This window comes from Pseudomonas sp. BTN1, assembly GCF_001907715.1.
GTDB classification, from domain to species: Bacteria; Pseudomonadota; Gammaproteobacteria; order Pseudomonadales; family Pseudomonadaceae; genus Aquipseudomonas; species Aquipseudomonas paracarnis.
On the sequence record NZ_MPBM01000032.1, the window covers coordinates 34,505 to 61,117 of the forward strand.

Annotated in this window: 22 protein-coding genes; all 22 read left to right on the top strand. The window is 60.9% G+C overall.

The annotated features are described in order from the left end of the window. Nucleotides 1-245: 245 nt before the first annotated feature. A complete protein-coding gene (locus BMH52_RS16510; RefSeq protein ID WP_072433931.1) occupies nucleotides 246-2,471 on the top strand; it encodes an NADP-dependent isocitrate dehydrogenase in 2,226 nt (741 codons plus the stop codon). 225 nt (nucleotides 2,472-2,696) lie between these two features. Beyond that, nucleotides 2,697-3,143, top strand: a complete 447-nt coding sequence (locus tag BMH52_RS16515) for an NUDIX hydrolase (RefSeq protein WP_073844364.1) — start codon at nucleotides 2,697-2,699, stop codon at nucleotides 3,141-3,143. Between the two features lie 59 nt (nucleotides 3,144-3,202). Further along, nucleotides 3,203-4,327: a tRNA 2-thiouridine(34) synthase MnmA gene (gene mnmA / locus BMH52_RS16520; protein ID WP_014718905.1), complete on the top strand. Its 1,125-nt coding sequence runs from the start codon at nucleotides 3,203-3,205 to the stop codon at nucleotides 4,325-4,327. Next, nucleotides 4,324-4,947, top strand: coding sequence for a high frequency lysogenization protein HflD (hflD, locus tag BMH52_RS16525; RefSeq protein ID WP_019816713.1), 624 nt, complete (start codon nucleotides 4,324-4,326; stop codon nucleotides 4,945-4,947). The genes mnmA and hflD overlap by 4 nt, the downstream gene beginning before the upstream one ends. Nucleotides 4,948-5,072: 125 nt before the next feature. Beyond that, nucleotides 5,073-6,443 (top strand): adenylosuccinate lyase, encoded by a 1,371-nt coding sequence (gene purB, locus BMH52_RS16530; RefSeq protein ID WP_014718906.1) that lies wholly within the window; start codon nucleotides 5,073-5,075, stop codon nucleotides 6,441-6,443. Between the two features lie 84 nt (nucleotides 6,444-6,527). Further along, nucleotides 6,528-7,694: a cupin domain-containing protein gene (locus tag BMH52_RS16535; RefSeq protein WP_014718907.1), complete on the top strand. Its 1,167-nt coding sequence runs from the start codon at nucleotides 6,528-6,530 to the stop codon at nucleotides 7,692-7,694. Then, on the top strand, nucleotides 7,687-8,109 hold the full coding sequence (locus BMH52_RS16540) for a GNAT family N-acetyltransferase (protein ID WP_014718908.1): 423 nt from the start codon (nucleotides 7,687-7,689) through the stop codon (nucleotides 8,107-8,109). Before BMH52_RS16535 ends, BMH52_RS16540 begins: the two co-directional genes overlap by 8 nt. Before the next feature lie 226 nt (nucleotides 8,110-8,335). Then, nucleotides 8,336-9,073, top strand: a complete 738-nt coding sequence (locus tag BMH52_RS16545) for a secretin N-terminal domain-containing protein (RefSeq protein ID WP_072433928.1) — start codon at nucleotides 8,336-8,338, stop codon at nucleotides 9,071-9,073. A gap of 493 nt (nucleotides 9,074-9,566) precedes the next feature. Next, nucleotides 9,567-10,892: an isocitrate lyase gene (gene aceA, locus BMH52_RS16550; protein ID WP_032896668.1), complete on the top strand. Its 1,326-nt coding sequence runs from the start codon at nucleotides 9,567-9,569 to the stop codon at nucleotides 10,890-10,892. A 643-nt stretch (nucleotides 10,893-11,535) separates the two neighbouring features. Continuing rightward, complete coding sequence (locus tag BMH52_RS16555) at nucleotides 11,536-11,949, top strand: NADH-quinone oxidoreductase subunit A (protein WP_003192109.1); 414 nt, start codon at nucleotides 11,536-11,538, stop codon at nucleotides 11,947-11,949. Nucleotides 11,950-11,959: 10 nt separating this feature from the next. Then, nucleotides 11,960-12,634, top strand: a complete 675-nt coding sequence (locus BMH52_RS16560; protein WP_003174719.1) for an NADH-quinone oxidoreductase subunit B family protein — start codon at nucleotides 11,960-11,962, stop codon at nucleotides 12,632-12,634. Between the two features lie 71 nt (nucleotides 12,635-12,705). Further along, a complete protein-coding gene (gene nuoC, locus BMH52_RS16565) occupies nucleotides 12,706-14,490 on the top strand; it encodes an NADH-quinone oxidoreductase subunit C/D (RefSeq protein ID WP_005789116.1) in 1,785 nt (594 codons plus the stop codon). A gap of 2 nt (nucleotides 14,491-14,492) precedes the next feature. Further along, the gene (gene nuoE / locus BMH52_RS16570) at nucleotides 14,493-14,990 is read left to right on the top strand and encodes an NADH-quinone oxidoreductase subunit NuoE (protein WP_003232080.1); all 498 of its coding nucleotides are present in this window, start codon (nucleotides 14,493-14,495) and stop codon (nucleotides 14,988-14,990) included. Continuing rightward, nucleotides 14,987-16,342: an NADH-quinone oxidoreductase subunit NuoF gene (nuoF, locus tag BMH52_RS16575; RefSeq protein WP_005789119.1), complete on the top strand. Its 1,356-nt coding sequence runs from the start codon at nucleotides 14,987-14,989 to the stop codon at nucleotides 16,340-16,342. The genes nuoE and nuoF overlap by 4 nt, the downstream gene beginning before the upstream one ends. Nucleotides 16,343-16,477: 135 nt before the next feature. Further along, nucleotides 16,478-19,192: an NADH-quinone oxidoreductase subunit NuoG gene (gene nuoG, locus BMH52_RS16580; RefSeq protein WP_073844366.1), complete on the top strand. Its 2,715-nt coding sequence runs from the start codon at nucleotides 16,478-16,480 to the stop codon at nucleotides 19,190-19,192. Continuing rightward, nucleotides 19,189-20,196, top strand: coding sequence for an NADH-quinone oxidoreductase subunit NuoH (nuoH, locus tag BMH52_RS16585; protein WP_003174724.1), 1,008 nt, complete (start codon nucleotides 19,189-19,191; stop codon nucleotides 20,194-20,196). Before nuoG ends, nuoH begins: the two co-directional genes overlap by 4 nt. Nucleotides 20,197-20,207: 11 nt before the next feature. Further along, nucleotides 20,208-20,756, top strand: coding sequence for an NADH-quinone oxidoreductase subunit NuoI (gene nuoI, locus BMH52_RS16590; protein ID WP_014718911.1), 549 nt, complete (start codon nucleotides 20,208-20,210; stop codon nucleotides 20,754-20,756). Nucleotides 20,757-20,765: 9 nt separating this feature from the next. Then, nucleotides 20,766-21,269 (top strand): NADH-quinone oxidoreductase subunit J, encoded by a 504-nt coding sequence (nuoJ, locus tag BMH52_RS16595; RefSeq protein ID WP_003174726.1) that lies wholly within the window; start codon nucleotides 20,766-20,768, stop codon nucleotides 21,267-21,269. A 2-nt stretch (nucleotides 21,270-21,271) separates the two neighbouring features. Then, nucleotides 21,272-21,580: an NADH-quinone oxidoreductase subunit NuoK gene (nuoK, locus tag BMH52_RS16600; protein ID WP_003174727.1), complete on the top strand. Its 309-nt coding sequence runs from the start codon at nucleotides 21,272-21,274 to the stop codon at nucleotides 21,578-21,580. After that, entirely contained in the window at nucleotides 21,577-23,430 is a 1,854-nt protein-coding gene (gene nuoL, locus BMH52_RS16605; protein WP_014718912.1) for an NADH-quinone oxidoreductase subunit L, read from the top strand. The genes nuoK and nuoL overlap by 4 nt, the downstream gene beginning before the upstream one ends. Before the next feature lie 55 nt (nucleotides 23,431-23,485). Next, nucleotides 23,486-25,018 (top strand): NADH-quinone oxidoreductase subunit M, encoded by a 1,533-nt coding sequence (nuoM, locus tag BMH52_RS16610; protein WP_014718913.1) that lies wholly within the window; start codon nucleotides 23,486-23,488, stop codon nucleotides 25,016-25,018. A gap of 7 nt (nucleotides 25,019-25,025) precedes the next feature. After that, the gene (gene nuoN, locus BMH52_RS16615) at nucleotides 25,026-26,489 is read left to right on the top strand and encodes an NADH-quinone oxidoreductase subunit NuoN (RefSeq protein ID WP_003174731.1); all 1,464 of its coding nucleotides are present in this window, start codon (nucleotides 25,026-25,028) and stop codon (nucleotides 26,487-26,489) included. Nucleotides 26,490-26,613 lie beyond the last annotated feature (124 nt).

Consider the following 26,613-nt stretch of genomic DNA (forward strand, 5'->3'; position numbering starts at 1 on the left):
ACCTATGTATAATGCCGCCGCTGACCAAAGAGTCACGACGGCGGACCGCTCTAGAACGTAGCCTTTCGCCAGAAAGCCGGACTATTACCATAGCCCACCCGCTTGACGCTCGACTGATGCAAACCAACATCACCGCGAAGAAACCTCGACATTTCGCTCATGGATGACTTTGAACGAACGCGCTCTACCCGGCGCATCTCGAGTTTCTGCGCACGCTTTCAGCAAAGAAGAGAGTTAATCCGAATATGCCCACCCGCTCGAAGATCATCTACACCTTCACCGACGAAGCCCCAGCCCTCGCCACCTATTCACTGCTGCCTATCGTAGAGGCCTTCACCGCTTCCGCTGATATTGCCGTGGAAACCCGCGACATTTCCCTCGCCGGGCGCATCCTCGCAAGCTTCCCTGAGCAACTGGGCACCAAGGCCATCCCGGACCACCTCGCCGAACTGGGCGACCTGGCCGTTACGCCTGAAGCCAACATCATCAAGCTTCCCAACATCAGCGCCTCGACCCCGCAGCTGCAAGCCGCGATCAAGGAACTGCAGGCCCAAGGCTACGCCCTGCCGGACTACCCTGAAACCGTAACCACCGACGCGGAAAAAGAAACCCGTGCACGTTACGACAAGGTCAAGGGCAGCGCCGTGAACCCGGTACTGCGCGAAGGCAACTCCGACCGTCGCGCACCGCTGTCGGTCAAGAACTACGCACGCAAGCACCCGCACAAGATGGGCGCCTGGGCTGCCGACTCCAAGTCGCACATTGCCCACATGAACAACGGCGACTTCTACGGCAGCGAAAAAGCCGTGCAGATCGAAACCGCTGATGCGGTCAAAATTGCGCTGGTTGCAAAGGACGGCACCACCACCGTCCTGAAGGAAAAGACCAGCGTTCAGGCCGGCGAAATCATCGACACCGCCGTGCTGAGCAAGAAAGCCCTGCGCAGCTTCATCGCCGCTGAAATCGAAGACGCCAAGAAGCAAGGCGTGCTGCTGTCGGTTCACTTGAAAGCCACCATGATGAAGGTCTCCGACCCGATCATGTTCGGCCAGATCGTTGCCGAGTTCTATAAAGACGCCCTGGCCAAGCACGCGACCGTGCTGGAACAGATCGGCTTCAACCTGAACAACGGCATCGGCGACCTGTACGCCCGCATCAAAGCCCTGCCGGCCGACCAGCAGGCGCAGATCGAAGCCGATATCCAGGCGGTCTACGCCGTTCGCCCTGCCCTGGCGATGGTCAACTCCGACAAAGGCATCACCAACCTGCACGTGCCGAGCGACGTCATCGTCGACGCCTCGATGCCAGCGATGATCCGTGACTCCGGCAAAATGTGGGGCACCGACGGCCAACTGCACGACACCAAGGCTGTGATCCCGGATCGCTGCTACGCCACCATCTACCAGGCGGTCATCGAAGACTGCAAGGCCCATGGCGCCTTCGACCCCACCACCATGGGCAGCGTGCCAAACGTTGGCCTGATGGCGAAGAAAGCCGAAGAGTACGGCTCCCACGACAAGACCTTCCAGATCAAGGCTGACGGCGTTGTCCGCGTCACCGACAGCCAGGGCAACCTGCTGATGGAACAGAACGTCGAAGCTGGCGACATCTTCCGCATGTGCCAGACCAAAGACGCGCCGATCCAGGACTGGGTCAAGCTCGCCGTCAACCGTGCCCGCGCCAGCAACACCCCGGCCATCTTTTGGCTGGACCCCCAGCGCGCCCACGATGGCGTAGTGGTCGAGAAAGTTCAGGCTTACCTGAAAGACCACAACACCGAAGGCCTGGACATCCGCATCATGGCCCCGGTCGATGCGATGAAGTTTACCCTGGAGCGCACCCGCAAGGGCCTGGACACCATTTCGGTGACCGGCAACGTACTGCGCGACTACCTGACCGACCTGTTCCCGATCATGGAACTGGGCACCAGCGCCAAGATGCTGTCGATCGTGCCGCTGATGAATGGCGGTGGCCTGTTCGAAACCGGTGCTGGCGGTTCGGCTCCAAAGCACGTGCAGCAACTGCTGGAAGAAAACTTCCTGCGCTGGGATTCCCTGGGCGAGTTCCTGGCCCTGGCCGCGTCCCTTGAGCATTTGGGTGTGACGTACAACAACCCCAAAGCCCTGGTACTGTCCAAGACCCTGGACCAGGCCACCGGCCAGTTCCTGGACAACAACAAATCGCCATCGCGTAAGGTCGGCAACATCGACAACCGCGGCAGCCACTTCTACCTGGCGCTGTACTGGGCACAAGCCCTGGCCGCCCAGACCGAAGACACTGCACTGCAAGCGCAGTTTGGCGAATTGGCCAAAACCCTGGCCGAGAACGAAGCAACCATCGTTGCCGAACTCAACGCCGTACAGGGCAAGCCAGTGGACATCGGCGGCTACTACGCGCCGAACCCTGAGCTGACCAGCAAGGCCATGCGCCCGAGCAACACCCTCAATGCGGCGATTGCCAAGTTGAAGTAAGGTTGTAAGGATGCGAAGAAGCCCCGGCCCAGTGCCGGGGTTTCTGTTTCGGACTGCCACCGATTTAACTGAAGAAACCCAATAGAATGTGGGAGCTGGCTTGCCTGCGATGACGGTCTACCAGCAAGCTATTCAGTAGCTGACCCACCGCTATCGCAGGCAAGCCAGCTCCCACATTGACCGCAATCCTGCCCGAAGACCGCGGGGCATCCCAAGAGACCTCCCATGACCTGGCAACCTCACATCACCGTCGCCACCATCGTCGAAGACAACGGCCGCTTCCTGATGGTCGAAGAACTCAAGGGCGGCCGGGCCGTGCTCAACCAGCCCGCCGGCCATCTGGACCCGAACGAAACCCTGACCGAAGCTGCCGTGCGCGAAACGCTGGAAGAAACCGGCTGGGACGTGGAAGCTACCGGCATCGTCGGCATCTACCTGTACACCGCACCCAGCAATGGCGTCACCTATCAACGGGTCTGCTTTATCGCCAAGGCCCTGAGACACCACCCGGACTATCAACTCGACGAAGGCATCCTGCGCGCCCGCTGGCTGACCCGTGACGAGCTGATGGCCGTGCGCGACGACTGGCGCAGCGAGCTGATTATCCGCTGCATCGATGATTATCTGGCCGGCCAATGCCACAGTCTCGAATTGATCCGCCCTTCTCTTTAGCCTTGCGGGCCCAGGCCTGCTAGAATCGCGTCCTTTTTCAAGACACCCGTTGAAACCCTATGCGTGATTCAGCCCCTTCTGACACACAAAAGAAGCGCGTCATCGTCGGCATGTCCGGCGGCGTGGACTCTTCCGTTTCCGCCGTTCTGCTCATGGAGCAGGGTTATGAGGTGGAAGGCCTGTTCATGAAGAACTGGGAAGAAGACGATGGAACCGAATACTGCACCGCCATGGACGACCTCGCCGACGCCCAGGCCGTATGCGACAAGATCGGCATCAAGCTGCACACCGCCAACTTCGCCGCCGAGTACTGGGACAACGTGTTCGAGCACTTCCTGGCCGAATACAAGGCCGGCCGCACGCCGAACCCGGACATCCTGTGTAACCGCGAAATCAAGTTCAAGGCCTTCCTCGACTACGCCATGATGCTCGGTGCCGACCTGATAGCTACCGGCCACTACGTGCGCCGTCGCGATATCGATGGCCGCACCGAATTGCTCAAGGGCCTGGACCCGAACAAAGACCAGAGCTACTTCCTGCACGCCGTCGGTGGTGAGCAGATCGCCAAGACCCTGTTTCCGGTCGGCGAGCTGGAAAAGCCCGAAGTGCGCAAAATTGCCGAGAAACACGGCCTGGCCACCGCCAAGAAGAAAGATTCCACCGGTATCTGCTTTATCGGCGAGCGGCGCTTCAGTGATTTCCTCAAGCAATACCTGCCGGCGCAACCGGGCGAGATCAAGACCACCGAGGGTGAAGTGATCGGCCGCCACCACGGCCTGATGTACCACACCATCGGCCAGCGCCAGGGCCTGGGTATTGGCGGTTTGAAGGACGCCGGTGAAGAGCCGTGGTACGTGCTGGTCAAAGACCTGGAAAACAACGTGCTGGTGGTCGGCCAAGGCAACGAGCACCCGCTGCTGTTCTCCGGCGCCCTGCTCGCTTCCGAGATCTATTGGGTCAACCCGATCGACTTGAGCACCCCGCGCCGCCTGACCGCCAAAGTGCGTTATCGCCAGAGTGACCAGCCCTGCACCCTGGAAAAGACCGCCACCGGCTACCGTGCCACCTTCGATGACCCGCAGCGCGCGGTCACCCCTGGCCAGTCCGTGGTGTTCTATGACGGCGAAATCTGCCTGGGCGGCGGCGTGATTGAAGTCGCGCAGGCCTGGAGCAACCCGGCATGAGCCCGACCCAGGAGCAATTGACGGCCCTTGGCGGTGTCTTTCTCGCTGCGGTACTGGTAGACAAGATCGCCAAGACCGGCCAGGTCACTGAAGCCGGCCTGACCTGTATGCTCGGCAGCCTGCTGATCCGCGACCCCAAGGACACCCTTGAGGTTTACGGCGGCGACGACCTGGCCCTGCGTGAAGGCTATCGCGCCCTGATCGGCGCCCTGGAGCGTGACCCCAGCACCTTGCAGCGCGAGCCGTTGCGCTATGCCCTGTCGATGCTTGGCCTTGAGCGCCAACTGGCCAAGCGTGACGACCTGCTGGACACCATCGGCAAGCGCCTGCCGCAGATCCAGTCCCAGGTAGAACACTTCGGCCCGGCCCATGAAAACGTGATCGCAGCCGTAGGTGCGCTGTACCAGGACACCTTGAGCACCCTGCGCCAGCGCATCCAGGTGCACGGCGACATGCGCAACCTGCAGCAACCCAACAACGCGTCGAAAATCCGCGCCCTGCTCCTGGCCGGTATTCGTTCGGCACGCTTGTGGCGCCAACTGGGCGGTCATCGCTGGCAGTTGGTGATCAGCCGACGCAAATTGCTCAAAGAGCTTTACCCGTTGATGCGCAACGAATAAGTCGCACCAGCAGGCTGTTTTCAAGCCATTACGCGTAATACGCCGGTCAGTTGGCGACGGACCGGCGGATTTTTTCATGTATGATACGCGCCCCATTTCGTTGCCCGACTGTCCGAGAACACCCCATGCAGCTCTCTTCGCTCACTGCGGTTTCCCCTGTTGACGGCCGCTACGCCGGCAAAACCCAGGCCCTGCGCCCTATTTTCAGCGAGTACGGCCTGATCCGTGCCCGTGTCCTGGTTGAAGTGCGCTGGCTCCAGCGCCTGGCCGCTCACCCCGCCATCAGCGAAGTGCCGGCGTTTTCCGCCGAAGCCAACGCTGTATTGAACACCCTGGCGGAAAACTTCTCCCTGGAGCACGCCGAGCGTGTCAAAGAGATCGAGCGCACCACCAACCACGACGTCAAAGCCATCGAATACCTGCTCAAAGAGCAAGCGGCCCAACTGCCGGAACTGGCCCAGGTCAGCGAGTTCATCCACTTTGCCTGCACCAGCGAGGACATCAACAACCTGTCCCACGCCCTGATGCTGCGCGAAGGCCGTGATGACGTGATGCTGCCGCTGATGCGCCAGACCGCCGAAGCCATTCGCGAGCTGGCGATCCGTTTCGCTGCCGTGCCGATGCTGTCGCGCACCCACGGCCAGCCGGCCTCGCCGACCACCCTGGGCAAAGAACTGGCCAACGTGGTGTACCGCCTGGAGCGCCAGATCGCCCAAGTCGCCGCCGTGCCATTGCTGGGCAAGATCAACGGCGCCGTAGGCAACTACAACGCCCACCTGTCGGCCTATCCTGAGATCGACTGGGAAGCCAACGCCCGCGCCTTCATCGAAGACGAGCTGGGCCTGGGCTTCAACCCCTACACCACGCAGATCGAACCCCACGACTACATCGCCGAGCTGTTCGACGCGATTGCACGCTTCAACACCATCCTGATCGATTTCGATCGCGATATCTGGGGCTACATCTCCCTGGGCTACTTCAAGCAGCGCACTATTGCAGGCGAAATCGGTTCATCGACCATGCCGCACAAGGTCAACCCGATCGACTTCGAAAACTCCGAAGGCAACCTGGGTATCGCCAACGCCCTGTTCCAGCACCTGGCCAGCAAGTTGCCGATCTCTCGCTGGCAGCGCGACCTGACCGACTCCACCGTATTGCGCAACCTCGGTGTCGGCTTTGCCCACAGCGTGATCGCGTACGAAGCCAGCCTCAAAGGCATCAGCAAGCTGGAGCTCAACGAGCAGAAGATTGCCGCTGACCTGGACGCGTGCTGGGAAGTATTGGCCGAGCCGATCCAGACCGTGATGCGCCGCTACAACATCGAAAACCCCTACGAGAAGCTGAAAGAATTGACGCGCGGCAAGGGCATCAGCCCCGAAGCGCTGCAAACTTTCATCGACGGCCTGGACATGCCAGCCGCAGCCAAGGCCGAGCTGAAACTGCTCACCCCGGCCAACTACATCGGCAACGCTGTAGAACAAGCCAAGCGCATCTGATCCAAGCAAGCTCCTTTGAGACGCCCGGCCGCGCCGGGCGTTTTTATTCCTGTCTTAAAAGTGCTTTTTTTCAATAGGTTACACATGAATCCTGATATCCCTCTTCAACTTCTGGGCGGCATCACGGCACGGGAATTCCTGCGCGACTACTGGCAGAAAAAACCGCTGCTGATCCGCCAGGCCATCCCTGACTTCGAAAGCCCGATCGACGCCGACGAACTGGCAGGCCTGGCCCTGGAAGAAGAAGTCGAGTCGCGCCTGGTGATCGAACACGGCGAGCGCCCGTGGGAACTGCGTCGCGGCCCGTTCGCCGAAGACGCTTTCAGCACCCTGCCCGAGCGCGAATGGACCCTGCTGGTGCAGGCAGTCGACCAGTTCGTTCCGGAAGTGGCTGAGCTGCTGGAGCACTTCCGCTTCCTGCCGAGCTGGCGTATCGATGATGTGATGATCAGCTTCGCCGCGCCGGGTGGCAGCGTCGGTCCGCATTTCGATAACTACGATGTGTTCCTGCTGCAAGCCCAGGGCAAGCGCAACTGGAAGATCGGCCAGATGTGCAATTCCGAAAGCCCGTTGCTGCAACACGCCGACCTGCGCATCCTCGCCGAATTCGAAGAAAGCGCCGAATGGGTGCTGGAACCGGGCGACATGCTCTACCTGCCGCCGCGCCTGGCCCATTTCGGTATTGCTGAAGACGACTGCATGACCTATTCCGTGGGTTTCCGTGCACCGAGCGCCGCTGAAGTGCTGACCCACTTCACCGACTTCCTCAGCCAGTACCTGACCGACGAAGAGCGCTACACCGACGCAGACGCCCAGCCGGTCAGCGACCCGCACCAGATCCAGGGCGACGCACTGGACCGCCTCAAGGGCTTGCTCGCCGAGCACATGAGCGATGAGCGCATGCTGCTGACCTGGTTCGGCCAGTTCATGACCGAGCCACGCTACCCGGAACTGGTGGCCGGCGAAGAGTTGGGCGAAGAAGATTTCATCAACAGCCTGCAAGACGGCGCGATCCTGGTACGCAACCCGAGCGCACGCCTGGCCTGGTCCGAAGTCGACGACGATGTACTGCTGTTCGCCAGCGGCCAGAGCCGTTACCTGCCGGGCAAACTGCGTGAACTGTTGAAGCTGGTGTGCTCGGCCGATGCACTGCACAGCGAAAACCTGGGCGAGTGGCTGGCCGACGAAGACGGTCGCGACCTGCTGTGCGAACTGGTCAAGCAAGGCAGCCTGGGGTTCGCGGATGAATAGAATTCACGTAAGTGTCGCGGACTGGCGAAAGGATATCGACGAGATTCGGCGCATTCGTGAAGCGGTATTCATCGCTGAACAATCGGTCCCGCCTGAATTGGAGTGGGACGCGGACGATGCCGGCGCCATGCATTTTCTTGCATACGAAGGTGATTTCCCGATTGGCACCGCTCGATTGCTGCCCAGCGGCGAGATCGGTCGGGTATCAGTGCTCAAGGACTGGCGTGGGCTGAAAGTCGGCGACAAGCTGATGGAAGCGGTGATCGGCGAGGCGGTGAAACGCGGCCAGACCCGGCAATTCCTGAGTGCGCAGGTGTATGCGGCGCCGTTTTATGAACGGCTGGGTTTCAAGATCGTCAGCGATGAGTTTCTTGAGGTCGGGATTCCGCATGTGGATATGGTGCGCGGGGACTGACCCGAGTCCGCGTCGCCTGCATCGCAGGCAAGCCAGCTCCCACACTGACCGCATTCCAAAGGTTGTACTCGGTCAAGTGTGGGAGCTGGCTTGCCTGCGATAGCGATTTCAGCAACACCACAAATGCCCTGCCTCCCAGGGCATTTTGCCGTCTACGATTCAACTTGCGCCCTGCCAGGCCGACAAACTGGCACTATCAAGCAAATGACTCGCAGAGATAACGGACATGTCCCTACGCACCCTGCTCACCGCCCTCGTGATGACCGTCAGCGCTTGCGCCATGGCCGCCACTGAAGTTGTCAATCTGAACAACCGCACCAGCGCCGACCTGCTGCCCGTGGCGCAGAACTTCATTGGCAAGGACGGCACCGTCAGCGCCTACGGCAACCAGCTTATCGTTAACGCTGAGCCCGCCAGGATCGAGGGCTTGCGCGCACTGCTCGGCCAATTGGATACACCGGCCAAACGCCTGCTGATCACCGTCGATACCAACGAGAACAACCAACAGAACAGCGGTGACAGCCAGACCCGCATCATCAGCTACGGCACTGCCAGCCGCGACGGTGGCGTGCAGCAGATCCAGGCCAGCGAAGGCGTGCCTGCGCTGATCCAGGTCGGCCAGAGCGTACCGCTGACCACCACGCAACAGGACAGCTACGGCCGTCTGCAAAACCAGACCCAGTATCGCAACGTCACCCAGGGCTTTTACGTGACCGCCAGCGTCACCGGCGAGACCGTACACCTGGCCATCAGTACCAACCGTGACCGCATGAGCCAGGAACGTCCCGATGTAGTGAACGTGCAAAGCACCGACACAACTGTCAGCGGCCGCCTGGGCGAATGGATTCCCCTGGCCGGCATCAATCGTGAAACCCAGGCGGACAAGTCCTCTAGAACCCGCAGCTACTCTACTCAGGGCCGCGATGACCTGACTTTACGGGTCAAGGTCGACACCCTGAACTGAAGCACCGAAAACTGACTGGCAAGTCGCATTAGACTAAAGATGTAGTGCCGGAAAAAAAGCACTACAAAACATTTGACGAGCCAAAAAAGCATGGGCATGATGGCCTCGCTCCCGCTAATCAGGGGCCCTGGCAAGGGCCTTCGGATCGCCGCTCTAAGCTACCCACCTGAGCCGATTCGTGTCTGTACCGCCCACAAGGTGTGTTTGACGTTGGTTGCGACTGGAACGAAGTTGTCCCGAGGGACGGAAGCTAACCAGGTAACCCGGCTACACACTGATGGATCGTACAAAGGCCCACGACGCCCGAAGACCGTTCGCAGTTTGCCCTTACCTGCTCAACTCCCCCTTGAGCCCCATCGTTCATCCCGTCGCCTACCTCCGTCAGATTTGACTTGAACACCAAAGCTTCTGGTCAGCGAGCAATCCTACCCAGGCAACGAATGCCGGGCTGGCAAACGGATACTTCAAACAAGACGCGACGAGGTTTTTCCCCATGGCACTGACACGCGAACAGCAAATTGCAGCCCTTGAAAAAGACTGGGCTGAAAACCCACGCTGGAAAGGCGTGACCCGCGCTTATTCCGCTGCTGACGTCGTCCGCCTGCGTGGCTCGGTCCAACCTGAGCACACCTTCGCAAAACTCGGCGCCGAGAAGCTGTGGAACCTGGTCACTCAGGGTGCCAAGCCTTCTTTCCGTCCCGACAAAGATTTCGTCAACTGCATGGGCGCCCTCACTGGCGGCCAGGCAGTCCAGCAGGTAAAAGCCGGTATCCAGGCGATCTACCTGTCCGGTTGGCAAGTGGCAGCGGACAACAACTCCGCTGAATCCATGTACCCCGACCAATCGCTGTACCCGGTGGACTCGGTGCCAACCGTGGTCAAGCGCATCAACAACTCGTTCCGTCGTGCCGACCAGATCCAGTGGAAAGCCGGCAAGAACCCAGGCGATAAAGGCTACATCGACTACTTCGCGCCAATCGTGGCAGACGCCGAAGCCGGTTTCGGTGGCGTACTCAATGCCTACGAGCTGATGAAGAGCATGATCGAGGCAGGCGCTGCCGGCGTGCACTTCGAAGACCAGCTGGCTTCGGTGAAAAAATGCGGCCACATGGGTGGCAAGGTACTGGTACCGACCCAGGAAGCTGTACAGAAGCTGACCGCCGCTCGCCTGGCCGCTGACGTTGCCGGTACACCGACCATCATCCTGGCCCGTACCGACGCCAACGCGGCAGACTTGCTGACCTCGGACTGCGACCCGTACGACCAACCATTCGTTACCGGCGAGCGCACCCAGGAAGGCTTCTATAAAGTGCGCGCCGGCCTCGACCAGGCAATCGCCCGTGGCCTGGCCTACGCGCCGTACGCCGATCTGATCTGGTGCGAAACCGCCAAGCCAGACCTGGACGAAGCACGCCGCTTTGCCGAAGCGATCAAGAAGGAATACCCGGACCAACTGCTGTCCTACAACTGCTCGCCTTCCTTCAACTGGAAGAAGAACCTGGACGACGCGACCATCGCCAAGTTCCAGCGTGAGCTGTCGGCCATGGGCTACAAGCACCAGTTCATCACCCTGGCCGGTATCCACAACATGTGGCACAGCATGTTCAACCTGGCGCACGACTACGCCCGCAACGACATGACCGCCTACGTGAAGCTGCAGGAGCAGGAATTCGCAGACGCCGCCAAAGGCTACACCTTCGTGGCGCACCAGCAGGAAGTGGGCACCGGCTACTTCGACGACATGACCACCGTGATCCAGGGCGGCACCTCGTCCGTGACCGCGCTGACCGGTTCGACCGAAGAAGAGCAGTTCCACTAAGTACCGCGTACACGGCCACGGCGGCCCCACGGAAGACCTAACCGCAGTGCCGCGCAACAATCACGCCCCGACTGGTTCGGGGCGTTTTTTTTGCCTAGGAATCACCGAAAATCAAGGGTGGGAGCTGGCTTGCCTGCGATGGCGGTGGGTCAGAGGCAGGTGTTTCAGCTGATCAGCCGCCATCGCAGGCAAGCCAGCTCCTACATTGACCGCCCCCTATCCATAGTTTTTTGCTAAAAACATTGATCCAGAGCGGTATCCGCGCACATCCGATCGGTTAAAAGAACCGTTGCGACAACTAAGCGACACTCAAGCAAGTAACGGTAACTTCCCGCGCCACATGAGAAACACTCGCTTACACCCCACGCAAACAATATTCATTATCATTTAGCGCCTGAAAACTTCGTTACCGCTTAAACAAAACATAATTGATGAAAAGCCCGCTAATGCCCACGCCACAAGGGCTACAGCCCCAAGAAGGTGCACTATGTGCTTATTCCACCGAATAATTTCGCCCTGGGAATTTTACTTGCCCGGTGTTTAGCCATAAAATCACCGCGATTGATTGCAGTGCGACATATCGTCACTGCATCGTTACTTTTTCGAGCTCAGAGACCTTTGCTCTCTGTTAAGGATTTCCAGCATGACCGACGCGACAGGACTCATGGCCCACAACTGGGGCTTTGCCATTTTCCTTCTCGGTGTTGTAGGCCTCTGCGCCTTCATGCTTGGCGTCTCCAGCCTCCTCGGGTCAAAAGCCTGGGGCCGCAGCAAAAACGAACCGTTCGAATCCGGCATGCTACCTACAGGTGGCGCCCGCTTGCGGCTCTCAGCCAAATTCTATCTGGTCGCGATGCTCTTCGTGATCTTCGATATCGAAGCCCTCTTTCTCTTTGCATGGTCTGTGTCCGTCCGCGAAAGCGGCTGGACCGGATTCGTCGAAGCTCTCGTTTTCATAGCAATTCTGTTGGCAGGTCTTGTCTACCTGTTCCGAGTGGGCGCCCTTGACTGGGCTCCGGAAGCTCGTCGCAAGCGGCAAGCGAAGCTGAAACAATGAGGCTTTGGCAATGCAATACAATCTCACCAGGATCGACCCGGATGCTCCTAACGAGCAGTACCCCATCGGCGAACGGGAAACCGTCTCCGACCCGTTAGAAGACCAAGTCCACAAAAACATCTACATGGGCAAGCTGGAAGACGTGCTGAGTGGCGCGGTCAACTGGGGGCGTAAAAACTCCCTGTGGCCGTACAACTTCGGTCTTTCGTGCTGCTACGTGGAAATGACCACCGCCTTCACGGCGCCCCACGACATCGCGCGCTTTGGCGCCGAAGTGATCCGGGCCTCGCCGCGCCAGGCGGATTTCATGGTTATCGCCGGTACCTGCTTCATCAAGATGGCGCCGATCATCCAGCGCCTCTATGAGCAAATGCTCGAACCAAAGTGGGTTATCTCCATGGGTTCGTGCGCCAACTCCGGTGGCATGTACGACATCTACTCGGTCGTTCAAGGGGTGGACAAGTTCCTGCCCGTGGACGTCTACGTGCCTGGCTGCCCGCCCCGTCCCGAAGCGTTCCTGCAAGGCTTGATGCTGTTGCAGGAATCGATTGGCAAGGAGCGTCGCCCACTGTCCTGGGTGGTCGGTGATCAAGGCGTTTATCGCGCCGAGATGCCGTCTCAAAAGGAACAGCGCCGCGAACAGCGAATCGCAGTCACCAACCTGCGCAGCCCCGACGAAGTCTGATCCAGCCCGCTTCTTTTATAGAACGAAAACCTGGCTTCATTCTTTACGTTGACCGAAAGCGATAAAAAACCATGACTACAGGCAGTGCTCTGTACATCCCGCCTTATAAGGCAGACGACCAGGATGTGGTTGTCGAACTCAATAACCGTTTCGGCCCTGACGCCTTCACCGCCCAGGCCACACGCACCGGTATGCCGGTGCTGTGGGTGGCGCGTGCCAGGCTCGTCGAAGTCCTGACCTTCCTGCGCAACCTGCCCAAGCCGTACGTCATGCTCTATGACCTGCATGGCGTGGACGAGCGTCTGCGCACCAAGCGCCAGGGCCTGCCGAGCGGCGCCGATTTCACCGTGTTCTACCACCTGATGTCGCTGGAACGTAACAGCGACGTGATGATCAAGGTCGCCCTGAGCGAGAGCGACCTGAGCATCCCGACCGTGACCGGTATCTGGCCGAACGCCAGCTGGTACGAGCGTGAAGTCTGGGACATGTTCGGCATCGACTTCCCTGGCCACCCGCACCTGACGCGCATCATGATGCCGCCGACCTGGGAAGGTCACCCGCTGCGCAAGGACTTCCCTGCCCGCGCCACCGAATTCGACCCGTACAGCCTCAACCTCGCCAAGCAACAGCTTGAAGAAGAGGCGGCGCGCTTCCGCCCCGAAGACTGGGGCATGAAGCGCTCCGGCACCAACGAGGACTACATGTTCCTCAACCTGGGCCCGAACCACCCTTCGGCCCACGGTGCCTTCCGTATCATCCTGCAACTGGACGGCGAAGAAATCGTCGACTGCGTCCCGGACATCGGCTACCACCACCGTGGCGCCGAGAAGATGGCCGAGCGTCAGTCCTGGCACAGCTTCATCCCGTACACCGACCGTATCGACTACCTCGGCGGCGTGATGAACAACCTGCCGTACGTGCTCTCGGTCGAGAAGCTGGCCGGTATCAAGGTACCGGACCGCGTCGACACCATCCGCATCATGATGGCCGAGTTCTTCCGCATCACCAGCCACCTGCTGTTCCTGGGTACCTATATCCAGGACGTCGGCGCCATGACGCCGGTGTTCTTCACCTTCACCGACCGTCAGCGTGCCTACAAGGTCATCGAAGCCATCACCGGTTTCCGTCTGCACCCGGCCTGGTACCGCATCGGCGGCGTGGCCCACGACCTGCCGAACGGCTGGGAACGCCTGGTCAAGGAATTCATCGACTGGATGCCCAAGCGCCTGGACGAGTACCAGAAAGCCGCGCTGGACAACAGCATCCTCAAGGGCCGCACCATCGGCGTCGCGCAGTACAACACTAAAGAGGCCCTGGAATGGGGCGTCACTGGTGCCGGCCTGCGTTCCACCGGTTGCGACTTCGACCTGCGTAAAGCACGCCCGTACTCCGGCTACGAGAACTTCGAGTTCGAAGTACCGCTGGCGGCCAATGGCGATGCCTACGACCGTTGCATCGTGCGCGTCGAAGAAATGCGCCAGAGCCTGAAGATCATCGAGCAGTGCATGCGCAACATGCCGGCCGGCCCGTACAAGGCGGATCACCCGCTGACCACGCCGCCGCCCAAAGAGCGCACGCTGCAGCACATCGAAACCCTGATCACGCACTTCCTGCAGGTTTCGTGGGGCCCGGTGATGCCGGCCAACGAATCCTTCCAGATGATCGAAGCGACCAAGGGTATCAACAGTTATTACCTGACGAGCGATGGCGGCACCATGAGCTACCGCACCCGGATTCGTACCCCAAGTTTTGCCCACTTGCAGCAGATCCCTTCGGTGATCAAAGGCGAGATGGTCGCGGACTTGATTGCGTACCTGGGTAGTATCGATTTCGTTATGGCCGACGTGGACCGCTAAGCATGAACAGCACGCTTATCCAGACAGACCGTTTCACCTTGAGTGAAACCGAGCGCTCGGCCATCGAGCACGAGCTGCATCACTACGAAGACCCGCGCGCGGCGTCGATCGAAGCCCTGAAGATCGTCCAGAAGGAACGTGGCTGGGTGCCCGACGGCGCCCTCTACGCCATCGGCGAGATCCTCGGCATCCCCGCCAGCGACGTTGAAGGCGTGGCGACGTTCTACAGCCAGATCTTCCGCCAACCGGTGGGCCGCCACATCATTCGTGTGTGCGACAGCATGGTCTGCTACATCGGTGGCCATGAGTCCGTGGTCAGCGAAATCCAGGCCAAGCTGGGCATCGGCCTCGGCCAGACCACCGCCGACGGCCGCTTCACGCTGCTGCCGGTGTGCTGCCTGGGCAACTGCGACAAGGCGCCGGCGTTGATGATCGACGACGACACATTCGGTGACGTACAGCCTGCTGGCGTGACCCAATTGCTCGAGGGCTACCCATGACCCTGACCTCTTTCGGCCCGGCCAACCTGATCAAGCGTTCGGCCGAGACCCACCCGCTGACCTGGCGCTTGCGTGACGACGGCGAGCCGGTATGGCTCGACGAATACCAGGCCAAGAACGGCTACGCCGCTGCGCGCAAAGCTTTCGCCGACATGGCCCAGGACGATATCGTCCAGACCGTGAAAGACGCCGGTCTCAAGGGCCGCGGCGGCGCAGGCTTCCCCACTGGCGTGAAGTGGGGCCTGATGCCCAAGGACGAATCCATCAACATCCGCTACCTGCTGTGCAACGCGGATGAAATGGAGCCCAACACCTGGAAAGACCGCATGCTGATGGAGCAACTGCCCCATCTGCTGATCGAAGGCATGTTGATCAGTGCCCGTGCGCTCAAGACCTACCGTGGCTATATCTTCCTGCGTGGCGAGTACACCACCGCCGCCAAGCACCTCAACCGTGCAGTGGCAGAAGCCAAGGCCGCTGGCCTGTTGGGCAAGAATATCCTCGGTTCCGGTTTTGACTTCGAACTGTTCGTGCACACCGGCGCCGGGCGTTATATCTGCGGTGAAGAGACCGCACTGATCAACTCCCTCGAAGGCCGCCGCGCCAACCCGCGTTCCAAGCCGCCCTTCCCCGCCGCCGTGGGCGTGTGGGGCAAGCCGACGTGTGTGAACAACGTCGAGACCCTGTGCAACGTGCCGGCGATCATCGCCGACGGCGTGGACTGGTACAAATCCCTGGCCCGCGAAGGCAGCGAAGACATGGGCACCAAGCTCATGGGCTTCTCCGGCAAGGTCAAGAACCCTGGCCTGTGGGAACTGCCATTCGGCGTGACCGCACGCGAGCTGTTCGAGGACTACGCCGGCGGTATGCGCGACGGCTACACCTTGAAAGCCTGGCAGCCAGGCGGCGCCGGCACCGGTTTCCTGCTGCCCGAGCACCTGGATGCACAAATGTATGCCGGCGGTATCGGCAAGGTGGGCACCCGGATGGGTACCGGCCTGGCGATGGCGGTCGACAACACCGTGAACATGGTCTCGTTGCTGCGCAACATGGAGCAGTTTTTTGCCCGCGAATCCTGCGGCTTCTGCACCCCATGCCGCGACGGCCTGCCTTGGAGCGTCAAGCTGCTGATGGCCCTGGAAAATGGCGAAGGCCGCGAGGGCGACATCGAAACCCTGCTGGGTCTGGTCGGTTTCCTCGGCCCAGGCAAGACTTTCTGTGCTCACGCACCGGGCGCCGTGGAGCCATTGGGCAGCGCAATCAAATACTTCCGCTCGGAGTTCGAAGCCGGCATCGCGCCCACCAGCGCCGCCGTCCCGCCTCTGGCGAAGCCGATCGTAGTCGGCGCGTAACGCTTAAACAGGCGAAGGGTCCGTGCCCTTCGCCTGCTCATGTGCTGACGCCGTAAAGGCTGTGTAGATGCACATGAATAACAAGATTCCATTAGCCACGCCCGCTGACAACGGGCCAACGAAGAACTTTGAACCATGGCCACTATCCACGTAGACGGCAAAGCGCTCGAAGTCGATGGGGCGGACAACCTGTTACAGGCGTGTCTGTCACTCGGCCTCGACATCCCGTATTTCTGCTGGCACCCCGCGCTTGGTAGCGTCGGTGCCTGTCGCCAGTGTGCGGTCAAGCAATACACCGACGAGAACGACACCCGTGGTCGTATCGTCATGTCCTGCATGACCCCAGCCACCGACAACACCTGGATCTCCATCGACGATGAAGAATCCAAGGCGTTTCGCGCCAGCGTTGTCGAATGGCTGATGACCAACCACCCCCACGACTGCCCGGTCTGTGAGGAAGGCGGTCACTGCCACCTGCAAGACATGACGGTGATGACCGGCCACAACGAGCGCCGTTATCGCTTCACCAAGCGTACCCACCAGAACCAGGACCTCGGCCCGTTCATTTCCCACGAAATGAACCGCTGCATCGCCTGCTACCGCTGCGTGCGCTTCTATAAGGACTACGCCGGCGGCACCGACCTCGGCGTGTTCGGCGCCCACGACAACGTGTACTTCGGTCGCGTTGAAGACGGCGTGCTGGAGAGCGAGTTCTCCGGCAACCTCACCGAGGTCTGCCCGACCGGTGTGTTCACCGACAAGACCCACTCCGAGCGCTACAACCGTAAGTGGGACATGCAATTTGCGCCGAGCATCTGCCATGGCTGCTCCAGCGGTTGCAACATCTCCCCGGGCGAGCGCTACGGTGAGCTGCGTCGTATCGAAAACCGCTTCAACGGTTCGGTCAACCAGTACTTCCTGTGCGACCGTGGCCGTTTCGGCTACGGCTACGTCAACCGCGAAGACCGCCCACGCCAGCCCCTGCTGGCCGATGGCGCCAAGCTGAGCCTGGACGCAGCGCTGGATAAGGCTGCCGACCTGTTGCGCGGGCGCAATATCGTGGGTATCGGTTCGCCACGCGCCAGCCTCGAAAGCAACTTCGCGTTGCGCGAGCTGGTAGGTGCCGAACACTTCTACTGCGGTATCGAAGCCGACGAGCTGGAGCGCATCCGCCTGGTCCTGCAAGTGCTGAACGACAGCCCGCTGCCGGTACCGAACATGCGCGACATCGAAGACCACGATGCGATCTTCGTACTTGGTGAAGACCTGACCCAGACCGCTGCACGCATCGCGCTGTCGCTGCGTCAATCGGTGAAAGGCAAGGCCGAAGAAATGGCCGACGCCATGCGCGTACAGCCTTGGCTCGACGCCGCCGTGAAGAACATCGGCCAGCACGCGCTGAACCCGCTGTTTATCGCTTCCCTGGCTGAAACCAAGCTCGACGACATCGCTGAAGAATGCGTACACGCCGCGCCGGACGACCTGGCGCGCCTCGGTTTCGCCGTGGCCCACGCCCTCGACGCCAGCGCACCCGCCGTTGAAGGCCTGGACGCTGAAGCTGCCGAGTTGGCTCAGCGCATTGCCGACGCCCTGCTGGCGGCCAAGCGCCCGCTGATCATTGCCGGTACCTCGTTGGGTTCCAAAGCGCTGATCGAAGCCGCCGCCAACATCGCCAAGGCCCTGAAGCTGCGCGACAAGAATGGTTCCATCAGCCTGGTGGTGCCGGAAGCCAACAGCCTGGGCCTGGCCATGCTCGGTGGCGAGTCCGTGGACGCGGCGCTGCAAGCGGTTATCGACGGCAACGCCGACGCCATCGTGGTGCTGGAAAACGACCTGTACACCCGCACCGCTGCCGCCAAGGTTGACGCTGCACTGGATGCTGCCAAAGTGCTGATCGTCGCCGACCACCAGAAGACCGCGACCAGCGAGCGTGCCGACCTGGTGCTGCCAGCCGCCACCTTCGCCGAAGGCGACGGTACCCTGGTCAGCCAGGAAGGCCGCGCCCAGCGCTTCTTCCAGGTGTTCGATCCGAAGTACATGGACGCCAGCATCCTGGTGCACGAAGGCTGGCGCTGGCTGCATGCCCTGCGCGCCACCCTGCTGAACCAGCCGATCGACTGGACCCAGCTCGACCACGTGACGGCTGCCACCGCCGCCAGCGCGCCGCAGCTTGCTCGTATTGTCGATGCCGCGCCGTCTGCCGCGTTCCGCATCAAGGGCCTGAAACTGGCACGTGAGCCGCTGCGTTACTCCGGTCGTACCGCCATGCGCGCCGACATCAGCGTGCATGAACCGCGTACCCCGCAAGACAACGACACCGCGTTTGCCTTCTCCATGGAAGGTTATTCGGGTTCGGCCGAACCCCGTCAGCAGGTGCCATTTGCCTGGTCGCCGGGCTGGAACTCGCCGCAGGCCTGGAACAAGTTCCAGGACGAAGTCGGTGGTCACATCCGCGCTGGCGACCCGGGCACCCGCCTGATCGAAACCAGCGGTGACTCGCTGAACTGGTTCGCTGCGGTACCGCGTCCGTTCAATCCGGCGCCGGGTACCTGGCAGGTCGTGCCGTTCTTCCACCTGTTCGGCAGCGAAGAAACTTCTTCCAAGGCCGCGCCGGTTCAAGAGCGCATTCCTGCCGCCTATGTGTCCGTGGCCAAGTCCGAAGCCGACCGCCTGGGCGTCAACGACGGTGCCCTGCTCAGCCTCAACGTGGCCGGCCAGACCCTGCGTCTGCCGCTGCGTATCAATGACGAGCTGGGTGCCGGCCTGGTTGCACTGCCTAAAGGCATCGCCGGTATTCCGCCTGCCATTTTCGGCAAAACCGTTGACGGTCTGCAGGAGGCAGCGCAATGACTTGGTTCACGCCGGAAGTAATTGACGTGATCATCTCGGTGGTCAAGGCCATCGTGATCCTGTTGGCCGTGGTCGTCGCGGGCGCCCTGCTCAGCTTCGTCGAACGTCGCCTGCTGGGCTGGTGGCAGGACCGTTACGGTCCGAACCGTGTTGGCCCGTTCGGCATGTTCCAGATCGCTGCCGACATGCTGAAAATGTTCTTCAAGGAAGACTGGACCCCGCCGTTTGCCGACAAGGTGATCTTCACCCTGGCACCGGTGGTCGCCATGAGCGCCTTGCTGATTGCTTTTGCGATCATCCCGATCACCCCGACCTGGGGCGTGGCGGACCTGAACATCGGTTTGCTGTTCTTCTTCGCCATGGCCGGTTTGTCGGTATACGCGGTGCTGTTCGCCGGTTGGTCGAGCAACAACAAGTTCGCCCTGCTGGGCAGCTTGCGTGCCTCGGCGCAAACCGTATCCTATGAAGTGTTCATGGGGTTGGCACTGATGGGCATCGTGGTGCAGGTTGGCTCGTTCAACATGCGCGACATCGTCGAGTACCAGGCGCAGAACCTGTGGTTCATCATTCCGCAGTTCTTCGGCTTCTGCACCTTCTTCATCGCTGGCGTGGCCGTGACTCACCGTCACCCGTTCGACCAGCCGGAAGCGGAACAGGAACTGGCCGACGGTTACCACATTGAATATGCCGGCATGAAGTGGGGCATGTTCTTCGTCGGTGAGTACATCGGCATCATCTTGATCTCGGCCCTGCTGGTCACGCTGTTCTTCGGCGGCTGGCACGGTCCGTTTGGCATCCTGCCGCAGTTGGCCTTCTTCTGGTTCTTCCTGAAGACCGCGTTCTTCATCATGCTGTTCATCCTGCTGCGCGCCTCGATTCCGCGCCCGCGTTATGACCAGGTGATGGATTTCAGCTGGAGATTCTGCCTGCCGCTGACCCTGATCAATTTGCTGGTGACGGCTGCCGTCGTGTTGTTGAACACGCCAGCTGCCGCGGTTCAGTGAGGATTTGACCCATGTTCAAATATATTGGCGACATCGTTAAGGGTACCGGTACCCAGTTGCGAAGCCTGGTGATGGTGTTCGGTCACGGCTTTCGCAAACGCGACACCCTGCAATACCCCGAAGAAGCGGTGTACCTGCCGCCGCGCTATCGCGGCCGCATCGTACTGACCCGCGACCCCGACGGCGAAGAGCGTTGCGTAGCCTGCAACCTGTGCGCCGTGGCGTGCCCGGTGGGTTGCATCTCCCTGCAAAAAGCTGAAACCGAAGACGGTCGCTGGTACCCGGACTTCTTCCGCATCAACTTCTCGCGCTGCATTTTCTGCGGCCTCTGCGAGGAAGCTTGCCCGACCACCGCGATCCAGCTCACCCCGGATTTCGAGATGGCCGAGTTCAAACGTCAGGACCTGGTGTACGAGAAAGAAGATCTTTTGATCGCAGGTACCGGTAAAAACCCTGATTACAACTTCTATCGTGTTGCAGGTATGGCCGTTGCCGGTAAGCCAAAAGGCGCCGCACAAAACGAAGCCGAGCCGATCAACGTGAAGAGCTTGCTGCCTTAAGGAAGAAAGATGGAATTCGCTTTCTATTTCGCATCGGGTATTGCAGTGGTGTCCACGCTTCGCGTGATCACCAACACTAACCCCGTGCACGCCCTGCTCTACCTGATCATTTCGCTGATCGCCGTGGCCATGACCTTCTTCAGCCTCGGCGCACCGTTCGCCGGTGTGCTGGAAGTGATCGCCTATGCCGGCGCCATCATGGTGCTGTTCGTGTTTGTGGTGATGATGCTCAACCTGGGGCCGGCTTCGGTCGCCCAGGAGCGCGTCTGGCTCAAGCCCGGCATCTGGCTCGGCCCGGTTGTCCTCGCAGCGCTGCTGCTGGGTGAACTGCTGTATGTGCTGTTCGCTCACCAGAGCGGCCAGGCCATCGGCCACACCACCGTAGACGCGAAAGCCGTGGGCATCAGCCTGTTCGGCCCGTACCTGCTGGTGGTCGAACTGGCTTCGATGCTGCTGCTCGCCGCAGCCATCACTGCCTTCCACTTGGGCCGCAACGAAGCCAAGGAGCAATGACGATGCCTGCTATCCCTTTGGAGCATGGTCTGGCGGTCGCCGGCATCCTGTTCTGCCTTGGCCTGGTCGGCCTGATGGTTCGCCGTAACATTCTGTTCGTGTTGATGAGCCTGGAAATCATGATGAACGCCGCGGCACTGGCGTTCATTGTGGCAGGCGCACGTTGGGGCCAGCCGGATGGGCAAGTGATGTTCATCCTGGTGATCAGCCTGGCAGCCGCCGAAGCCAGTATTGGCCTGGCGATCCTGCTGCAGCTGTATCGTCGCTTCCACACGCTTGATATCGACGCTGCCAGTGAGATGCGCGGATGAACATGATCTTTCTGACTTTCGTATTCCCCCTGATCGGTTTCCTGCTGCTGTCGTTCTCTCGCGGGCGCTGGTCGGAAAACCTCTCGGCCCTGATCGGCGTGGGCTCCATCGGCCTGTCGGCCATCGTGGCCGCCTACGTCATCTGGCAATTCAACGTGGCACCGCCTGAAGGCGGTCACTACACCCTGGTGCTGTGGCAGTGGATGGCGGTCGAGGGCTTCAAGCCCAACTTCGCCCTCTACATCGACGGCCTGTCGATCACCATGCTCGGCGTGGTGGTGGGTGTGGGCTTCCTGATCCACCTGTTCGCATCCTGGTACATGCGCGGTGAAGCGGGTTACTCGCGCTTCTTCTCGTACACCAACCTGTTTATCGCCAGCATGCTGTTCCTGGTGCTGGGCGATAACCTGTTGTTCCTGTATTTCGGCTGGGAAGGCGTGGGCCTGTGCTCGTACCTGTTGATCGGTTTCTACTACAGCAACCGCAACAACGGTAACGCAGCACTCAAGGCGTTTATCGTCACCCGCATCGGCGACGTGTTCATGGCCATCGGCCTGTTCATCCTGTTCCAACAGGTGGGCACGCTGAACATCCAGGAACTGCTGGTGCTGGCACCGCAGAAATTCCAGGTCGGCGACTTCTGGATCACCCTGGCCACCCTGATGCTGCTGGGCGGCGCCGTGGGTAAATCTGCGCAACTGCCACTGCAAACCTGGCTGGCGGATGCGATGGCCGGCCCTACCCCGGTGTCGGCACTGATCCACGCCGCCACCATGGTGACCGCCGGTGTCTACCTGATCGCCCGTACCCACGGCCTGTTCACCCTGGCGCCGGACATCCTGCACCTGGTGGGCATCGTCGGCGGCGTGACCCTGGTACTGGCCGGCTTCGCCGCGCTGGTGCAGACCGACATCAAACGTATCCTCGCTTACTCGACCATGAGCCAGATCGGCTACATGTTCCTGGCCCTGGGCGTTGGCGCCTGGGACGCGGCGATCTTCCACCTGATGACCCACGCGTTCTTCAAGGCGTTGCTGTTCCTCGCCTCCGGTGCGGTGATCGTCGCCTGCCACCACGAGCAGAACATCTTCAAGATGGGCGGCCTGTGGAAGAAACTGCCACTGGCCTACGCCAGCTTCATCGTCGGTGGTGCCGCCCTGGCCGCCCTGCCGTTGGTGACCGCCGGTTTCTACTCCAAGGACGAGATCCTCTGGGAAGCCTTTGCCAGCGGTAACCAGAACCTGCTGTACGCAGGCCTGGTGGGTGCGTTCATGACCTCGCTGTACACCTTCCGCCTGATCTTCATCACCTTCCACGGTGAAGCCAAGACCGAAGCGCACGCAGGCCACGGCATCTCCCATTGGTTGCCACTGTCGGTGCTGATCATCCTGTCGACCTTCGTCGGTGCGATGATCACCCCGCCACTGCACGGTGTATTGCCACAAAGCGTGGGCCATGCCGGCGGCGAAGCCCAGCACAGCCTGGAAATCGCCTCGGGCGCCATCGCCATCGCCGGTATCCTGCTGGCGGCCCTGCTGTTCCTCGGCAAGCGTCGCTTCGTGACTGCCGTGGCCAACAGTGGCATTGGTCGCTTCCTGTCGGCCTGGTGGTTCGCTGCCTGGGGCTTCGACTGGATCTACGACAAACTGTTCGTCAAACCTTACCTTGCGATCAGCCACGTGCTGCGCAAAGACCCGCTCGACCAGACCATCGGTTTGATCCCGCGTGCCGCCAAGGCCGGTCACACCGCCCTGAGCCGCAGCGAGACCGGCCAATTGCGTTGGTATGCAGCGTCCATGGCGGCCGGTGCCGTGCTGGTGATCGGCGCCATCGTCGTGGTAGCGGTCTGACTATGTTTAAGTGCACTGCGTACTTTGCAAACTTGCGAAAGGAAACGAGCCCGTCATGATTCTGCCCTGGCTAATCCTGATCCCCTTTATCGGCGGCCTGCTCTGCTGGATGGGTGAACGCTTCGGCGCCACCCTCCCCCGCTGGATTGCGTTGCTGACCATGTCCCTGGAACTCGCGCTCGGCCTCTGGCTGTGGGCCCACGGTGACTATTCATTCGCTCCGGCACCGGGTGTCGATCCCACCTTCGCGCTTGAATTCAAGCACGTGTGGATCCAGCGCTTCGGCATCAATGTGCACCTGGCCCTCGACGGCCTGTCGCTGTTGATGATCCTGCTGACCGGCCTGCTGGGTATCCTCTCGGTACTCTGCTCCTGGAAAGAGATCCAGCGTCACGTGGGCTTCTTCCACCTGAACCTGATGTGGATCCTGGGCGGCGTTGTCGGCGTGTTCCTGGCGCTGGACCTGTTCATGTTCTTCTTCTTCTGGGAAATGATGCTGGTGCCGATGTACTTCCTCATCGCGCTCTGGGGTCACAGTTCTTCGGACGGCAAGAAAACCCGGATCTACGCAGCGACCAAGTTCTTCATCTTCACCCAGGCTTCCGGCCTGATCATGTTGGTGGCGATCCTGGGTCTGGTCCTGGTCAACTTCAACAACACCGGCGTGATTACCTTCAACTACGCCGACCTGTTGAAAACCAAGATGTCGCTGACCACCGAGTACGTGCTGATGCTGGGCTTCTTCATCGCCTTCGCGGTGAAGCTGCCGGTGGTGCCGTTCCACTCCTGGTTGCCTGACGCCCACGCCCAGGCGCCGACTGCCGGTTCCGTGGACCTGGCCGGTATCCTGTTGAAGACCGCTGCCTACGGCCTGCTGCGTTTCGCCCTGCCGCTGTTCCCGAATGCCTCGGCCGAGTTCGCGCCGATTGCCATGACCCTGGGTCTGATCGGGATCTTCTACGGTGCGTTCCTGGCCTTCGCCCAAACCGACATCAAGCGTCTGATTGCCTTCTCGTCCGTTTCCCACATGGGTTTCGTACTGATCGGCATCTACTCCGGCAGCCAGCTGGCGTTGCAAGGCGCAGTGATCCAGATGTTGGCCCACGGTGTTTCGGCCGCTGCCCTCTTTATCCTCAGTGGCCAGCTGTACGAACGCCTGCACACCCGTGACATGCGTGAGATGGGTGGCGTGTGGTCGCGCATCGCATACCTGCCGGCGATCAGCCTGTTCTTCGCCGCCGCATCCCTGGGCTTGCCGGGTACCGGTAACTTCATCGGCGAGTTCCTGATCCTGATGGGTGCCTTTGTGCAAACGCCGTGGATCAGTGCCATTGCTACCTCCGGCCTGGTGTTCGGTTCGGTCTACTCGCTGATCATGATCCACCGCGCCTACTTCGGCCCGGCCAAGTCCGACACCGTCCTGCAAGGCATGGACGCGCGCGAACTGATCATGGTGCTCGGCCTTGCGGTACTGCTGATCTTCATCGGCGTGTACCCGCAACCGTTCCTGGACACTTCTGCCGCAACGATGCATGGCGTGCAGCAGTGGTTCGGCACCGCCTTCTCCCAACTCGCTTCGGCCCGGTAAGAGCGCTATGGAATTCACGATCCAACACTTTATCGCGCTTGCGCCGCTGCTGATTACCAGCCTCACCATCGTGGTGGTGATGCTGGCAATCGCCTGGCGCCGCAATCACTCGCAAACGTTCCTGCTGTCCTGCGCCGGGTTGAACCTGGCCCTGCTGTCGATCATCCCGGCCCTCAAGGTCGCGCCACTGGCAGTCACGCCATTGATGATGGTCGATGACTTCGCGCTGCTGTACATCGCCCTGATCCTGGTGGCGACCCTGGCCTGCGTCACCCTCGCCCACGCCTACCTCGGCGAAGGCGGCACCGGCTACCCGGGCAACCGCGAAGAGCTGTACCTGCTGATCCTGCTGGCTGCGGCCGGCGGTATCGTGCTGGTCAGCGCGCAGCACCTGGCGGGCCTGTTCATCGGCCTGGAACTGCTGTCGATCCCGACCTACGGCCTGGTGGCCTACGCCTTCTTCAACAAACGCTCCCTGGAAGCCGGCATCAAGTACATGGTGCTGTCGGCAGCCGGTTCCGCGTTCCTGTTGTTCGGTATGGCCCTGCTCTACGCCGAAGCCGGCAGCCTGAGCTTCACCGGTATCGGCCACGCCCTGGCCGCTACCAACAGCCCGGCGCCGATTGCCCAGCTGGGCCTGGCGATGATGCTGATCGGCCTGGCGTTCAAGCTGTCGCTGGTGCCATTCCACCTGTGGACCCCAGACGTGTACGAAGGCGCCCCGGCGCCGGTGGCCGCGTTCCTGGCGACCGCGTCGAAAGTGGCCGTGTTTGCAGTGATGGTGCGTCTGTTCCAGATCTCCCCTGCCGCCAACACCGGCGTGCTGAGCAACGTGCTGACGGTGATCGCCATTGCGTCGATCCTGTTCGGTAACCTGCTGGCGCTGACCCAGAACAACCTCAAGCGTCTGCTGGGTTATTCGTCCATCGCCCACTTCGGCTACCTGCTGATCGCCTTGGTGGCGAGCAAAGGCCTGGCCGTGGAAGCCATTGGCGTGTACCTGGTCACCTACGTGATCACCAGCCTGGGTGCGTTCGGCGTCATCACCTTGATGTCGTCGCCGTACAAAGGCCGTGACGCCGACGCCCTGTACGAATACCGCGGCCTGTTCTGGCGCCGTCCGTACCTGACCGCCGTGCTCACCGTGATGATGCTGTCGTTGGCCGGTATTCCGCTGACGGCGGGCTTTATCGGCAAGTTCTACATCGTCGCGACCGGTGTCGAAGCCCACGAATGGTGGCTGGTTGCCTCGCTGGTACTGGGCAGCGCCATCGGCGTGTTCTACTACCTGCGCGTGATGGTCACCCTGTACCTGATCGAGCCAAACCTGCGCCGTGTAGATGCCGAGCTGCATTGGGAACAGAAGGCGGGTGGCGTCATGCTGCTGGCTATCGCCCTGCTCGCGTTCTTCCTGGGCGTGTACCCACAACCGTTGCTCACCCTGGTGCAGCACGCGGTGCTGGGCGTTTGATCGCTTAGATTGATGCAGTAAACAGAACGGCGCCTTTGGGCGCCGTTTTGCATTTCCCAGAACTTGCTTTTCCCTCCTCGACTCGCTGAATTTTCCTCCTCGATCTACCTCTTCATCTGGCATC